Here is a 13,657-nt window from a genome sequence, read left to right on the forward strand (position 1 = left end):
TGTACGAATTTCTTCGTAGATGTCAAGCGCGCGGGGGCGTTTTTTCCGGGACGTCCAGGGTCAGCCCACGATCTCCCCGCCCCACTTGCAGCCGCAGCGGAGGTTCCCGTTCTCGTGCCGGGGAAAGCTCTCGGTACAACGATAACAATACTCGGCCGGGCAATGCGTGCACAGGCTCAGGTTCTCGACCCGGTACCGTTCGCTGCATCGGGAGCAATAGCTGCGGTCTTCGAGAATGCCGTAGTAATAGCCTTCCTTGGCCTCGAAGCTCTTTTTGATGAGCTCCTTCGCGTCGTCGGACAGCACGTCGTGCCGCCCGCCTTCGCTGATGTTCCACGCGGCGGCAATCACGATGTCCCAGGGCTCGAGCAAATCGTCGCTCCTGCACCCCCCGCACATCCAGACGGACGCCTTTTCCTCGATCCATTCTTTCATCCGCTTGCCCTCCCGCGGCGGCGGGGGCGGCGGGGGTGGCGGCGGCGGGGGTGGGAGCGGCTGAGCGAGCATCCGACGACGCTCGGCAGCCACGCTCTCCACGGCGCCGAGCGGCGGGCCCGTGTACCAATCGACGAGGTGCACGCCACCTGCCTCGTCCCCCACGACGAACGTGCGCTGGCTCGATACCACCGCGCAGCAAAGCATGGGCGCGCTCCACGGCTGGAGATGAAAGAGGACACTGCCGCGCCCCCGCACAGGCGGAAGCGACCATACCTGCAGCGTGCCATCCCGCCCCACGGAGACGACGACATTGCGAAAGGGCGGGCAAGCGACGCTCTGAACGCCGGGGTGAGAATGAAGCGCAAAGATGGGGTCGCGATCCTGCAAATCGACGAGGCACAACGTATCGTCGTCCGCCACCACGACGAGCCGCTCCTCGTCGGCCGTCACGGCGAGCGCACGCACGGACCCCGGTTTTCCCACGAGCGTACGCGTGAGGGTCCCCGTTTCGAGGTCCCAGACCTGGAGCGCGCCGTCGTCCGACGCGGAAATGCCGATCTTGCCGTCCGGCGTCATGGCCACGGCGCACACGTCGCCCTCGTGGGCCGCGATTTCGTGGAGGATACACTCCTGCTCGATATCGATGACGAGCGCCGTGCCTCCCCGCATCCCGACGAGCAGCCGCCCGCCCGCCACCGCGAGCGCGCGCGGCTCACGCGCGAGGCGAACCTCCGCAATGGGCTCTCCCTCGGGAATCTCCCAGAGGGCGAGCGCGTCCTTCGACGCAGCCACGGCAAAACGATCGTCGGCCGTGAGCCCGAGCGCCGTGATCTGCGTGGCCGCCCAATGGAGCGTCCAGACCACCTCGCCGCGCTCCACGTCCCAGACGTCGATCGCAGGCTCTTTCGCCCACGCGCGGAGACGCGCCGTGAGCGCGAGCCGAGCCCCCGCCGCGAGCAAATCCACGGCGCCCCGCAATTCCGCGGCGAGCGCCGAAGGATCGAAGCGCTCGCGCAGGTGCGGCATTTCTTCTCCCTCGCCGAGGCTCGCCTCCGCACACGCGCGCAGGGCGCCGAGCTCGGGGCGCAGGCAACCATTGCGGATCATCTGCAAGAGGTTCTGCGGTACGAGCGCCGCCTCCCGGTGGCGCAAGGCCCCCGCGGCAGGCTCCAGCGCAGCGACGAGCGAGCCGAGCGCGAGGGTCCGGCCCTCGTCTCCGGTGAGCGCGCAGAGGCGCAAGGCGGTGCGCAGATCCCCGAGCACGTCGTAAGGACCGCGCCGCTGCATCTCCGCCACGAGCTGCGACGGATCGAGGAGTTTCACGCTGATCTCCGCCACCATGGATGCAGCCAGGCCCGGCAGGTCGTCGAGGGTCGTCACGACGAACCCGAGCACGGCGGGAGGTAGCCGGGACAAACGCGCCGTGAACCGCTCGACGAGCCCTTGCGCGCTCGCCGCGTCGAGCGCCGCGACGACCTCGGAGGGCTTGAGCCCGAGCAGCGCCTCGAAGAGCTCCCGAGGGAGCGAGCTTCTCGGTTCGAGCATGGCCGCCGCCTGCAAGAGGCGCCGCGCATGGGCGTTCTCGAGCGCATCCCAACGGGGCCGAAGCGCCTCGGGCCCCTCGTCCGGGACGGCTGATTCGTTGGGATCGGGCGTCCGCGTCACGGCAAGCACGTGCGTCGGAAAGGGCGTACATCCGAAGAGCGCGTCGAGCTCGGCGCGGAGCAGGCCTGGGTCGTCCACGTTATCGACGATGAGCAAGGCCTCGTGTTGTCGTCGCAGGTGTGCCCCGAGGGCGCGTAGCTTGAGAGCGCGCGAGACCCCCGGCCCGGTGAGATCTAGCTGCTCGGCGAGGAGGGCGAAACAAGCGGCCGGATCGGCGCCTTGCTCGACCCAGTAAAGAGGTGACCAGAATTCCTTGTACCGATGCGCATACTGGACCGCGAGGCGGCTGGACACGCAAAAATCATTCGGAGCGTCCCAGGCGAACCGGTGAAGAACCACGAAATCATCGGCGAGGAGCCGCGTGTGCAGCCCAGGGAGGCGTTCCTGCCCGGACGTATCCGGATTCGAAGGGAAAGGGACGTGGAACGACACGACACGCACCTCCTTTACGGCGCCCCGCCATCCGGCGCGGCGCCCGCGCTCGGATCAGCCTCCACCTCGGGCGCCCCTTTGCTGCACGCGGCGAAGAGGAGGGTGGTCACGACGAACCCTGGCACGAACGCGCGCCGTAACATGACAAGAGGATGGGAACCTAACTATCAGCGCGCGTCAAGACAGCTACCCTCTTGTGCTCGCCGTCCGTTCATGCCAAACAGCGATGCCCAGGGAGGTAACCATCACATGGCCATCACGTTCTATTTTTCGCCGTTCTCCAGCGCGGTTCGCACGCATTGGGCGCTCGAAGAGCTCGGCATCCCGTACGACGGGGTGCGGATGGATCTGAAGGCGGGTGAGCAGAAGAAGCCCGATTTCCTCAAGCTGAACCCGAACGGCAAGGTTCCGACGATCGTCGACGACGGAGTGCCGTATTTCGAGTCCGCGGCCATCAACATCTACCTCGGAGAGAAATACGGCGTCGCAAAGGGCCTCTGGCCGAAGGCCGGCACGCACGCGCACGGGCGCGCTATGTCGTGGACGGTATGGGCCGCCGCCTCGCTCCTCAATGCCGGGACGCGGGTCATGCACAATACGTCCCCGGAGGTCCCGGACGAGCAGAAGAATGCGGCGCAGGGGGAGAGCGCGCGCAAGGAGTTCGAAGGGCTGCTCGACCTGCTCGACGCGGAGCTCAAGGACAAACCCTACCTGACCGGAGACGCGTTCACGCTCGCAGACGCGCTCCTCGCAGCCGATCTCTGGTGGTATCAGATGGTGATCGTGCCCTCGCTCGCGCGCTGGCCCCACGTCCAGGCGTGGACGGACCGCTGTAGGGAGCGGCCGGCGTTCAAGCGGATCTCGACCGGCTGAACGTCAGCGCGACCGATCCAGGACGGGCGCTCCGGTGCAGACCGGAGCGCCCGCCTGCACGGCCATCACGGCCGCGTCGACCTGCGCCAGAATCGCGCGCGCGTGCGCGAGCATCGTCTCCCCCGACGGCAAGAGGCGCACCCCGCGCGCAGTCCGCTCGAAGAGCGGGACGCCGAGTTCGTCCTCCAGGCTGCGGATCTGCCGGGTCAAGGGCGGCTGCGCAATCCGGAGGCGCGTCGCCGCGCGGGTCACGTTCCCTTCCTCGGCCACCGCCACGAAGTACTTGAGCTGCGCCAGGCTCATGCCAAGATCGCTACCACGACTCGCGCCGGGATCCAAGCGCCCCGCGTGAGCCATATCGAAACGGTATTGGATCTCGCCCGCGAGCGCCAGCATCCTCGCCCGCACCATGCCGTCCATCGAGATTCATACGCCCCGTTCGGTCGAAGCCCTGCGCCTCGCAGGCCGCGCGGCCGCCGCGACCCTCGCGACCGTGGCCGCGCGCCTCGCCCCCGGCGTACGCGCCGACCAGATCGATCAGTGGGTGCGAGAAGACACCGCGCGCCGCGGCGGACGTCCGAGCCAGCTCGGCTACCACGGCTTTCCCGCCTCGGTATGCGTGAGCCGCAACAACGTGGTGTGCCACGGCATCCCCACCGCGCGTGAGGTCCTCGCCGACGGGGACATCGTCAATGTCGACGTGACCACGGAGCTCGGCGGATATCACGGCGATACCTCGGCGACGTTTTTCATCGGCCGCCCGTCGCCGGAGGCGAGGCACGTCGTCGACGTCGCGCGCCGCTGCCGCGATGCGGGAATCGCAGAGGTCCGCGACGGCGCGCGGCTCGGCGATATCGGCGCGGCGATCGACGAGCTCGCGCGCAAAGAAGGATGCTCCGTGGTGCGTGAATACGGCGGGCACGGGATCGGCCGCTCCATGCACGCCGCGCCGCACGTGAGCCACGTCGGCCGGCGCGGCTCGGGCATCAGGCTGCGCGCGGGAATGGTCTTCACGATCGAGCCGATGGTGAACCTCGGGAGCGCGGAAGTGCGGCTGCTCGAGGACGAATGGACCGTGGTCACCGCGGACGGCTCGCTCTCGGCGCAATTCGAGCACACGGTGGTGGTGACCCGAAAAGGCTGCGAGATCCTCACGCGCGAACCGGAGATGGCCATGGCCGTCGCGCTTTGATGTCCTCGGGGCTCAACGAGGGTCGATGGGGGTGATTTGGCCGATTCGCTCCTCGATGGCCTGCGCCGCGTCCAGACAGAGGTCCTCTCGGTACATCGCGCCGATGATCTGCACGCCCTGGGGCATGCCGCCGAAAAGCCCCGCCGAGACCGCGACGGCAGGCACCCCGACGAAACTCGTAGCCGTGCAGAGCCGCATGCCGGACGTCACACGCGCATGTCCTTCCGGCCCGCTGGATTCGAGGCCGGGCGCGACGGGCGGCTCGGTGAACACCGGTCCGAGCACGAGGGGGTATTCCAGGAAAAACCGCGCCCAATCTCGCTGGATACCGAGCCGCACGCTGGTGAGTCGCAGGTATCCGGCGAGATCGACGGGCTTCGACCTCTCCATGGACATTTCGATGTAGGGGAGGCTGCTCCTCGGGAGGATCGTTTTCAACATCGGCCAGATCAGGCTGAACTCCGTCATGATCATCTGCCCGTAGGCCGAGAGCGCGTCCTCGAGCCGCGGCACGTCCTGCACCTCGACGACGGGGTAACCCGCATCCTCGAGCGCGGCCGCCGCTCGCTCCACCGCCGCGCGAACGTCGCTATGTACACCCTTTCCACCGGGGTCTGCGACCACTGCGACCCGCGGAAAAGACGGTAGCGGAGGTCCGGCGAGGGGCACGGGGACCACGCGCGGATCACGCGCATCGGGGCCCGCCAGAATCTCGTAAACGGCGCGAAGATCACGGACGGTTCTTGCAATCGGACCGTCGACCGGAATGAGCTGCGAGGCCAGCGTCGGGTCGTCGGGCCCGATGCGATGATCCGCGGGGAATCGTCCGTACGTCGGCTTCAAGCCGGCCACCCCGCAGAAAGCCGCCGGAATACGGATCGACCCGCCCGAATCGTTCCCGAGCCCGAGCGGCGCCATGCCAGAGGCCACGGCCGCCCCGTCGCCGCCGCTCGTTCCACCCGGCGTGCAGGCTCGGTCCCACGGGTTTCTGGTTTCGCCGAACAGCTCACTGCGGGTATGCATGCCGCCGATCGTCAGGTCCGGCAGGTTGGTGTGCGCAATGGGAATGGCACCGGCGGCTCGCAGTCGCGCGACGGGCGGCGCGTCGACGGTCGCCACGAGCTCACGGAAACGAGCAATGCCGTGGGTCGTCGCCACCCCTCCGATGGCGATGTTGTCCTTCACCGTGAACGGGACGCCGGCGAGGGGCCCCAAGGCCTCCCCTGCCGCCCGCCGCCGATCGAGCTCTGCGGCTTCCTTGCGTGCCCGATCGCCGAGGAGCTGGGTGATGGCGTTGATCGTCGGGTTCACCTCGGCGATCCGAAGGAGGTGACTCTCCACGATCTCGGCGGCGCTGACTTCGCCGCGCCTCACGGCAGCCGAAAGCTCGAGTGCGCTCCAACGGAAAAATGTTCCTTGCACGATGTCCTCGCCGGCAGGTCCTTGGATCCGATGCGCTTGCATCGTATGCTTAGCGCGGATCCGATGCATGTGCATCGGAAAAACGACCTGGGAGAGAACCAGCGGCCATGCCGAAGCAAGTCGATCACGAGAGCCGGCGGCGACAGCTCGCCGATGCGGTCTGCACGCTCGCCCACGAGCGCGGCCTCGGGGGCGTCACTTTGCGCGACGTCGCAGAGCGGGCGGGGGTCTCGATGGGCGCGGTCCAGCGATGTTTTCCCACGCGGGACGAGATGCTCGTCTTCGCCCTGCAGTACGTGGGCGAACGTGTGACCGCTCGTGCCAGGGAGAGGCTCGCCTCGTCGCGCGCGCGAACGCCTCGGGCGAGGCTGACCCAGCTCGTGACCGAGGTGGCGCTCCTCGACGCAAAGCACCGAGCCGAGGCGGGCGTCTGGCTCGTGTTCGTGTCGCAAGCCGCGGTCACGCCACCATTGGCCGAGGTCATCCGGGAGAGCTACGCCGATCTCCACGGGCTGCTCGAGCGCCTCATCGGCGCGCTCGGTATCCCAGGCCTCGACCCCAGGACCGAGGCCCGCACCCTGCTCGCCCTCGCGGACGGCTTGACCACCCACGTGCTCATCGGCCACCTGTCGACGCGAGCCGCAATGGATGTGCTCGACAAACATCTCTCTCGATTTCGCGCTATGGCGGCAGACGAATGCTGACAGCGGGCATGCGAGGGCACCATGGGTGCCTTTGGCACGGGGACTCTTGTCAAGCGAGCCCGAGCGCGGGATCATGGTCGCGTTCTTCACGCGAACCTGCCTGGGAGTGACGATGAAACGTGTTCATGCTCGCGGCCGCTCGAACCACGCAAACGGATGGCTGTTCGGCCTTTTCAGCGCTCTCACGCTCGCAGTTTCCTGCACGTCGGGCGACGGAGGCACAAGCACGGCCGGCGCTTCCTCGGGCCCGACCGGCAGCGGTGGCGGCGCGGGTGGCAGCCCGCTTTGCATTCCCGGCGCGCAGGTCTCGTGCGCGTGTCCGGGCGACACGCAGGGGGTGCAAGTATGCAATGCGCAGGGGAGCGGGTTCGAGCCGTGTCAATGTGGGACGGCCGGGAGCGGTGGGACCGGAGGCGCAGGCGGCACCGGCGGCGCAGGCGGTAGCGGCGGTACCGGTGGAAATGGCGGCGCGGGCGGCACCGGCGGAAATGGCGGCAGCGGGGGCGCTGGCGGCGCGGGCGGCACCGGCGGCGGGAGTGGCGGGACAGGCGGCGCTGGCGGCAATGGCGGAGGCGGCAGCGGGGGTGCAGGCGGCACCGGCGGAAATGGCGGCGCGGGCGGCAGCGGCGGCTCCGAAATGGACGCGGGGACCGTCGCGGCGTGCAAGATCCCGGGCTCCTGCCTGCTCACGATCCCCATTCAAACGCAGACCGTGAACAGCTCCGGGGTCACGACCACCGTTTGTCCGGGCGGTCCCGATCCCCTGGCCTCACCGCCCCGCTGCATCCTGGAGGTCGAGGTCGGCTCCCTCTCGCTCGGATCGGGTACGGCGGGCGCCTGCGAGGCCGTGTCGCACGTCGGTGCGATCAAGATACGCGTCGCGAATCTGCCGATGAAATCGACGTTCGCCGGCTTCACGCAAAACTATACCGTGCAGGTCGGCGGGACCTGCGGCTCCCCTGCATGGGCGGACATCGGCGTGCAGATCGACGGCAATGCCGTCGCGTCCGAGGACGGTCAGATCCGTTTCGGGTGCGAGCCCGTCGCGGTCACCACGCTCGCCGTGAACAGCTCGCAGCTCGAGGATGCCGTGGAGATCTGCGGCGCGGGTGTGTCGGGTACGATCGCGAGCCTGGCGCTCAGCCTCATGACGTCGCAGCTCGTGAGCATGTCGGAGGACGCGCTCCGGGCGCTCGATCGCGGCCGCGCCTGCCTCGACCTCGCGAGCGGCGGCATGGCACCGCCGCCGGAGCCCTGCCTGCAAACCCCGTGCATGTCCGGCTTTGCTTGCGCGGGCGGCGATTGCGGCGCAGGGACCTGCACCTGCGGAACGTGCATGCCTTAACCGCGCGCCTTTCGGCGCAGCGCCAGCGTGGACGCCGGCGCCCGCGATCGCTCTTCAGTTACACTGCTTCTGGAGCTGCTCGACGGCCGCGTTGCAGCCCTTGATGAGCCCGTCGCGCGTGGCCGGGTTCGCCGCGAGCGGCTTCCAGGCCTGGGCGCTCTGCTTCATCGCCGGCTCGAGCATGGGCTTGAGCTCGGGCTTCTTGCCCATGCATTCCGCGACCTTCTTGAAGTACGCGTCACACTCCGGGACGCCAATCGATTCCGCAGCCGGCGCCGCCGCGCCCGCGGCCTCCGTCGGCTTGGCCTCTGACTTCTCCTCTTTGCTGCAAGCGGCGGCAAGCAGCATCCCACCCATCATCACGAAGGCAACCGCGACTCTCTTCATCTCCGTCTCCGTCCTTTGTCGGCGCGCGCGCCGGGAGGCGGCATCCTGCCACAGACGCGCGCCAGGAACCGAAAAACCGGACGCGTTCGCGCGAAAAGCGCGGTTTCGGCGGCCCCGGACTTCAAGCCGGCACGGCCTCCTTCTCGCCGCGGTTCCAGTGCCTGTGCTGCGCGATGGCCTTCACGAAGTCCTGGATGAAGGTCGTGAGGTCGCTCGCGCCGCGCACGGTCACCACGCCATCGGCCTGGAAGGTTTGTCCTGCCGCCTGCGCGCTCGCCACGGTCACGCCCTTGATGTTCGAGGCGAGGAGCAGCTCGACGCCCTCGCTCGTCGCGCCGATGGGTTTGTTGTGCCGGAATGCCTCGTTGATGAAATGGATCGGGTCCCCGAGCTTCTTCATGGCCTCGACGCTCGCGGCTCCCCCGGGCACGAAGACCGCGTCGTAGAGAATGGATCCGACGTGGATGCTCGCCTGATCCACCTCGATGTCGCCGCCCTCCGCGGCCTCGATCGTGCCGAGCCGCGACGAGATGACGTGCACCTCGGCGCCCTCGGCGACGAGCGCATTGCGCACCGCCGAGAGCTCCGCGAGGCTCACGCCCTTCTCCGCGAGGATGGCGATCCGGCGCGTGCGAATCGAGTTCTTCACGGTGTTCTCCATGCTGAGCGTGGGCGACGCGTCCACCGTGCGCTTCGTCGTGAGCTTCTGTGCCACCGCTTGCGCGGCCTTCTTCACGGTCGCGCCCACGCCCGCATGCGCCGCGAGCCCGAGCCCCGCGGCGACGGCCTGGCCGAAGCCCGCGTCGACGCGCGTGAATCGCTCGACCATCCGCTGGCGGATGTCCTTGCTCTCGCACTTGCCGAGCTCGAAGACCGCCGCCTTCACGAGGTGCTCCTTCTCGGGCATCGACATGCTGTTCCAGAACAACGTCGCCTGGGTGAAATGGTCCCCGAAGCTCTCGCTACGCGCGCGCTGCTTCACGCCGGTGAGTTTTTCCGGGTAATGCGTGAACGCGCCCGCGCCGGGGCCCGCGACCATCGGACAGCCGCCACCGAGCGAGTTCGGCGTGTAATGCGCGCGCCCTGTGGGGATGCGGTGCTGGTGGAAGCCGTCCGTCTGGTGGTTGTCGACGCGCGCAACGGGCCGGTTGATCGGGATCTGGGCGAAATTCGGCCCCCCGAGCCGCGTGAGCTGCGTGTCGAGGTAGGAGAACAGGCGCGCGTGCATGAGCGGATCGTCCGTGAAATCGATGCCAGGCACGACGTTCTGCACGCAAAACGCGACTTGCTCCGTCTCGGCGAAAAAGTTGTCGGGGTTCCTGTTCAAGACGAGCTTGCCCACGCGCCGCACGGGCACGAGCTCCTCGGGGACGATCTTCGTCGGGTCGAGCAGGTCGAAATCGAAGCTGTCCGCCTCGTCCTCCTCGATGATCTGAAGGCCGAGCTCGTATTCGGGATAGGCGCCCTTTTCGATGGCGTCCCAGAGATCACGCCGGTGGAAGTCGGGGTCTTTGCCGGCGATCTTCTGGGCCTCGTCCCAGACGAGCGAATGCACGCCGAGGAGCGGCTTCCAGTGGAATTTGACGAATCGTGACTTGCCTTCCTCGTTGACGAGCCGGAACGTGTGGACGCCGAAGCCCTCCATCATGCGAAAGCTGCGCGGAATGGCGCGGTCCGAGAGGATCCACATCAGCATGTGTGTGGTCTCGGGGACGAGCGAAGCGAAATCCCAGAATGTGTCGTGCGCGGACGAGGCCTGTGGGATCTCGCGATCCGGCTCGGGTTTGACGGCATGAACCACGTCCGGGAACTTGATTCCATCCTGGATGAAGAAGACCGGGATGTTGTTGCCGACCAGGTCGAAATTGCCCTCCTCGGTATAGAACTTGACCGCGAATCCGCGCACGTCGCGGACCGTATCGGCGGAGCCGCGCGAGCCGACGACCGTGGAAAAACGCACGAAGACCGGCGTCTTCACGGCAGGGTCCTTCAGGAATCGCGCGCGGGTGAGGTCCTTCAGGGACGCGTAGACCTGGAAATACCCGTGCGCGCCCGAGCCGCGGGCGTGGACCACGCGCTCGGGGATTCGCTCGTGATCGAATCGCGTGATCTTCTCGCGGAAGTGGAAGTCCTCGAGGAGCGTGGGCCCACGGGCGGAGACCTTGAGCGAATTGTCGGTGTCGTCGACGCGGATCCCCTGATCGGTTGTCAGGTGCGTACCGGTCGAATCCTTCCGTTCGGGTTCCAGATCGCGAATTTTGGCTTGCTCGTCGATCGAAGCGGTCTTGCTCTGCGCCATCGTGCCCTCCCTGATTGCGGGCTCGACATGACACGGAATCAGCCGCCGGGCATGTTCGCTTGGTCGAAATCGTGAGCACATCGAAATTATGAAAGGAATGACGTTCGACCCGGGCGCGACGCGGACACGCTTGTATGAACGTTCACATGACCGAGTTCGTGCCCAACGGATGTCCATGCGGCGGAATGTTGTAGAATCCGTGCTCGCTCGGCGGCGGTTTGCGCGGCGACACGTGGGCGACCTTCCTTCTTCGTCGTCGCCGGGCGGAGGAGGACACGTCGTATTTGACGACCGAGGGGAATCATATGCCCTCGGCCATTGCCGGGTGCGACGTGGATGACGACTGCCATCTGGATCTGGTCACGCTGGACGGCATGGGCCTCATGTCGTTCGGTTTCACGGTGAGCGGCGACGCAAGGCGCGTCGCCGTTTTCGATGGCCATCGATCGCGACGGCGACGGCGTACGTGCTGTACGACGATGGTCACCTGTTTCGCGTGAGCACGGAGGACGCATCGTGCGAGAGCACGTCGTTCGTGCCGAAGACCGGGGCGTTCGGGCGATTCGGAATGGGTTTTTCGACCGACGGGTCGGACATCACGAAGGAGACGCTCTACGTGGCGGATTTCGGCGGCAGCGGGCTCGGGCGGATCGATCGCGACACGATGGAGCTCGAGACGCTCGGGTTTTACGACGCGCTCTCGACTCGGCCGAGCTCTCGGGCACGGGTGATGGGCACCTCTGGGGGTTTTTCACGACATCCCCGCCGATCGTCGCGGAGCTCGACCCGAAGACGTCCCACATCATCTCCCAGTCGTCGCAGCCGACCCTCGACATCGGCACGGCGTGGGCCTTCGCGTTCTGGGGAGGTGATTTCTACCTGTTCACGTGTCCGGGCGTGGCCTCGCGCATCGATCGCTATCGCCCCAAGGACGGGACCACCGTGAACCTGAAGTCGAACATCGGCTTCCAGGTCGTCGGCGCGGGCGTCTCCACCTGCCGCGCCGCTCGAAGCCCCGAAGCAGCACACAGTATCCTGGCACACTATTCTTCAAGAGCAGACAAACGTCGACTGACAGATGTTGACTTTTGTCATCGCGTTGCTGATACTCCTGCTCGTTCAGGTTCGCGACAGGAGTCCATCATGATCACGCGTTCGCTCGGCTCGAAGGGGCCCCAGGTGTCGGCCTTGGGCCTCGGGTGCATGGGTATGTCCGATCTCTACGGCCCGTCCGACAGGGACGAGAGCATTGCCACCCTTCACGCCGCGCTCGACGCAGGAATCGACCTGCTCGATACGGGCGATTTCTACGGCATGGGCCACAACGAGCTGCTCATCCGCGATGCGCTCGAGGGGCGGGCCCGTGACAAGGTGCGGATCAGCGTCAAATTCGGCGCGATGCGCGATCCGGGCCGCAACTGGGTCGGCATCGATGGCCGCCCCGCCGCGGTGAAGAACTCCCTCGCCTACACGCTGCGCCGCCTCGGCACCGATTACGTCGACGTCTACCGCCTCGCCCGCGTCGATCCGAACGTGCCGATCGAGGACACGGTCGGCGCCATCGCCGACATGGTCAAAGCCGGCTACGTCCGCCACATCGGTCTTTCCGAGGCGGGCGCAGAGACGATGCGCCGCGCCCACGCGACGCACCCCATCTGCGATCTGCAGATCGAGTATTCCTTGATCTCGCGCAGCATCGAGGCCGAGATCCTCCCCACGGCGCGCGAGCTCGGCATTGCGATCACCGCGTACGGCGTGCTCTCCCGCGGCCTCATCAGCGGGCATTGGTCGAAGGAGCGCGCGATGGCGCCCACCGATTTCCGCAAGTACAGCCCGCGCTTCGCGCCGGAGAACCTCGACCAAAACCTCGCGCTCGTCGAAGCGCTCCGCGCGGTCGCCGAGGCGAAGGGCACGACCGTCGCGCCGATCGCCATTGCGTGGGTGCTCTCGCGCGGCAGCGACATCATCCCGCTCGTCGGCGCGCGGCGACGCGACCGGCTCGCCGAGGCGCTCGGCGCACTCTCGATCGACCTCGGTCCCGAGGACCTCGCGCGGATCGAGCGCGCCGTACCGGCTGGCGCGGCCGCGGGCGAGCGGTATGCCGCGGCGCAAATGGCGCATCTCGACAGCGAACGCAAGGCGCATTGACGTGGTCGAAGAAGCGCTCACCGCCGAACGTATTCTCGAAGCCGCCGAGGAGGTCCTCCGCCGCTTTGGGCCCGCCAAGGCCACGGTCGTCGACGTGGCCCGCGCGCTCGGCGTCAGTCATGGCAGCGTGTATCGGCATTTCCCGAGCAAGACGGCATTGCGAGACGCCGTCGCGGAGCGCTGGCTCGCCCGCGTGTCGAAGCCGCTCGCGGAGGTCGCGGCCGAAAAGGGCCCGGCTCCCGAGCGCCTGCGGCGCTGGCTCGACCTGCTCATCGAGCTCAAGCGAAAAAAGGCGCGCGACGATCCCGAGCTCTTCGCCACGTACAGGGAGCTCGTCGCCGACGCGCGGGACGTGGTCCGCGTGCACGTCGAGACGCTCGCCTCGCAAATCGCCCAGATCCTCGCCGACGGCGTGGAACAGGGCGCGTTCACGATCGAGGATCCGGTCGCCGCGGGTTGGGCCGTGTTCAACGCGACGACGAAATTCCACAAACCGAGCCATGCGTCGGAATGGTTCGACCCGGGCATCGATGCTGCATTCGAGGGCGTCTGGTCCCTCGTACTCGGGGGCCTCGGCGTGAGAGAAGCGCCCGCGAAGGCGCGCAAGAAACCCGCGAAGAAATAACCTCAGAATCCGTTTCCGCCGGGAGCCGGAGGCGCCACGCAAGCTCGTCCGCCAGATCCCCGAGCACCTTGGCCGTGAGGTTTTCGAAAGGTGCATCGCCGGCCGGGATGCGGTAGACATCGCCCGC

12 protein-coding genes are annotated in these 13,657 nt (G+C 67.4%); 6 read left to right on the forward strand and 6 right to left on the reverse strand.

Features of this window, described 5'->3' with window-relative positions; genetic code table 11:
- Positions 1–60: 60 nt before the first annotated feature.
- Both KEG57_RS55575 and KEG57_RS14790 read right to left on the reverse strand, forming a co-directional pair.
- The gene (locus KEG57_RS55575; RefSeq protein ID WP_272420444.1) at positions 61–2,397 is read right to left on the reverse strand and encodes a WD40 repeat domain-containing protein; all 2,337 of its coding nucleotides are present in this window, start codon (positions 2,395–2,397) and stop codon (positions 61–63) included.
- Between the two features lie 152 nt (positions 2,398–2,549).
- Positions 2,550–2,678 carry a hypothetical protein gene (locus KEG57_RS14790; RefSeq protein ID WP_272420446.1) on the reverse strand — a complete coding sequence of 43 codons (129 nt, stop codon included), beginning with the start codon at positions 2,676–2,678 and terminating at the stop codon, positions 2,550–2,552.
- 106 nt (positions 2,679–2,784) lie between these two features.
- On the opposite strand from KEG57_RS14790, the gene KEG57_RS14795 reads away from it, so the two are divergent.
- Positions 2,785–3,408 (forward strand): glutathione S-transferase family protein, encoded by a 624-nt coding sequence (locus KEG57_RS14795; RefSeq protein WP_272420447.1) that lies wholly within the window; start codon positions 2,785–2,787, stop codon positions 3,406–3,408.
- A 3-nt stretch (positions 3,409–3,411) separates the two neighbouring features.
- Here KEG57_RS14795 and KEG57_RS14800 read toward each other — a convergent pair whose 3' ends face one another.
- Positions 3,412–3,711: a LysR family transcriptional regulator gene (locus tag KEG57_RS14800; protein ID WP_272420448.1), complete on the reverse strand. Its 300-nt coding sequence runs from the start codon at positions 3,709–3,711 to the stop codon at positions 3,412–3,414.
- Positions 3,712–3,817: 106 nt separating this feature from the next.
- On the opposite strand from KEG57_RS14800, the gene map reads away from it, so the two are divergent.
- Complete coding sequence (map, locus tag KEG57_RS14805) at positions 3,818–4,600, forward strand: type I methionyl aminopeptidase (protein ID WP_272420449.1); 783 nt, start codon at positions 3,818–3,820, stop codon at positions 4,598–4,600.
- A 12-nt stretch (positions 4,601–4,612) separates the two neighbouring features.
- On the opposite strand, the gene KEG57_RS14810 is transcribed toward map, so the two are convergent.
- Positions 4,613–6,097, reverse strand: a complete 1,485-nt coding sequence (locus KEG57_RS14810) for an amidase (protein WP_308215625.1) — start codon at positions 6,095–6,097, stop codon at positions 4,613–4,615.
- Between the two features lie 32 nt (positions 6,098–6,129).
- Between KEG57_RS14810 and KEG57_RS14815 the strand changes: the two genes are divergently transcribed.
- Positions 6,130–6,726 (forward strand): TetR/AcrR family transcriptional regulator, encoded by a 597-nt coding sequence (locus KEG57_RS14815; RefSeq protein WP_272420452.1) that lies wholly within the window; start codon positions 6,130–6,132, stop codon positions 6,724–6,726.
- A 112-nt stretch (positions 6,727–6,838) separates the two neighbouring features.
- Positions 6,839–8,071, forward strand: coding sequence for a hypothetical protein (locus KEG57_RS14820; RefSeq protein ID WP_272420454.1), 1,233 nt, complete (start codon positions 6,839–6,841; stop codon positions 8,069–8,071).
- Between the two features lie 54 nt (positions 8,072–8,125).
- Here the strand turns inward: KEG57_RS14820 and KEG57_RS14825 are convergent, their stop codons facing one another.
- Both KEG57_RS14825 and KEG57_RS14830 read right to left on the reverse strand, forming a co-directional pair.
- Positions 8,126–8,458 (reverse strand): hypothetical protein, encoded by a 333-nt coding sequence (locus tag KEG57_RS14825; protein WP_272420455.1) that lies wholly within the window; start codon positions 8,456–8,458, stop codon positions 8,126–8,128.
- A gap of 121 nt (positions 8,459–8,579) precedes the next feature.
- Entirely contained in the window at positions 8,580–10,757 is a 2,178-nt protein-coding gene (locus KEG57_RS14830) for a catalase (RefSeq protein WP_272420457.1), read from the reverse strand.
- Positions 10,758–11,900: 1,143 nt separating this feature from the next.
- On the opposite strand from KEG57_RS14830, the gene KEG57_RS14835 reads away from it, so the two are divergent.
- Positions 11,901–12,905, forward strand: coding sequence for an aldo/keto reductase (locus KEG57_RS14835; protein WP_272420459.1), 1,005 nt, complete (start codon positions 11,901–11,903; stop codon positions 12,903–12,905).
- A 1-nt stretch (position 12,906) separates the two neighbouring features.
- Positions 12,907–13,530 carry a TetR family transcriptional regulator gene (locus KEG57_RS14840; RefSeq protein ID WP_272420460.1) on the forward strand — a complete coding sequence of 208 codons (624 nt, stop codon included), beginning with the start codon at positions 12,907–12,909 and terminating at the stop codon, positions 13,528–13,530.
- The last annotated feature ends 127 nt before the right edge of the window (positions 13,531–13,657 follow it).

This window comes from Polyangium jinanense (genome assembly GCF_028435365.1).

Excerpts from the sequence above, each read along its gene's own strand:
- KEG57_RS14795 (WP_272420447.1), top strand. The coding sequence starts at position 2,785 with ATGGCCATCACGTTCTATTTTTCGCCGTTCTCCAGCGCGGTTCGCACG.
- KEG57_RS14815 (WP_272420452.1), top strand. The coding sequence starts at position 6,130 with ATGCCGAAGCAAGTCGATCACGAGAGCCGGCGGCGACAGCTCGCCGAT.
- map (WP_272420449.1), top strand. The coding sequence starts at position 3,818 with ATGCCGTCCATCGAGATTCATACGCCCCGTTCGGTCGAAGCCCTGCGC.
- KEG57_RS14835 (WP_272420459.1), top strand. The coding sequence starts at position 11,901 with ATGATCACGCGTTCGCTCGGCTCGAAGGGGCCCCAGGTGTCGGCCTTG.
- KEG57_RS14810 (WP_308215625.1), bottom strand. The coding sequence starts at position 6,097 with ATGCACATGCATCGGATCCGCGCTAAGCATACGATGCAAGCGCATCGG.
- KEG57_RS14790 (WP_272420446.1), bottom strand. The coding sequence starts at position 2,678 with ATGTTACGGCGCGCGTTCGTGCCAGGGTTCGTCGTGACCACCCTCCTC.
- KEG57_RS14830 (WP_272420457.1), bottom strand. The coding sequence starts at position 10,757 with ATGGCGCAGAGCAAGACCGCTTCGATCGACGAGCAAGCCAAAATTCGC.
- KEG57_RS14825 (WP_272420455.1), bottom strand. The coding sequence starts at position 8,458 with ATGAAGAGAGTCGCGGTTGCCTTCGTGATGATGGGTGGGATGCTGCTT.
- KEG57_RS14800 (WP_272420448.1), bottom strand. The coding sequence starts at position 3,711 with ATGAGCCTGGCGCAGCTCAAGTACTTCGTGGCGGTGGCCGAGGAAGGG.
- KEG57_RS14820 (WP_272420454.1), top strand. The coding sequence starts at position 6,839 with ATGAAACGTGTTCATGCTCGCGGCCGCTCGAACCACGCAAACGGATGG.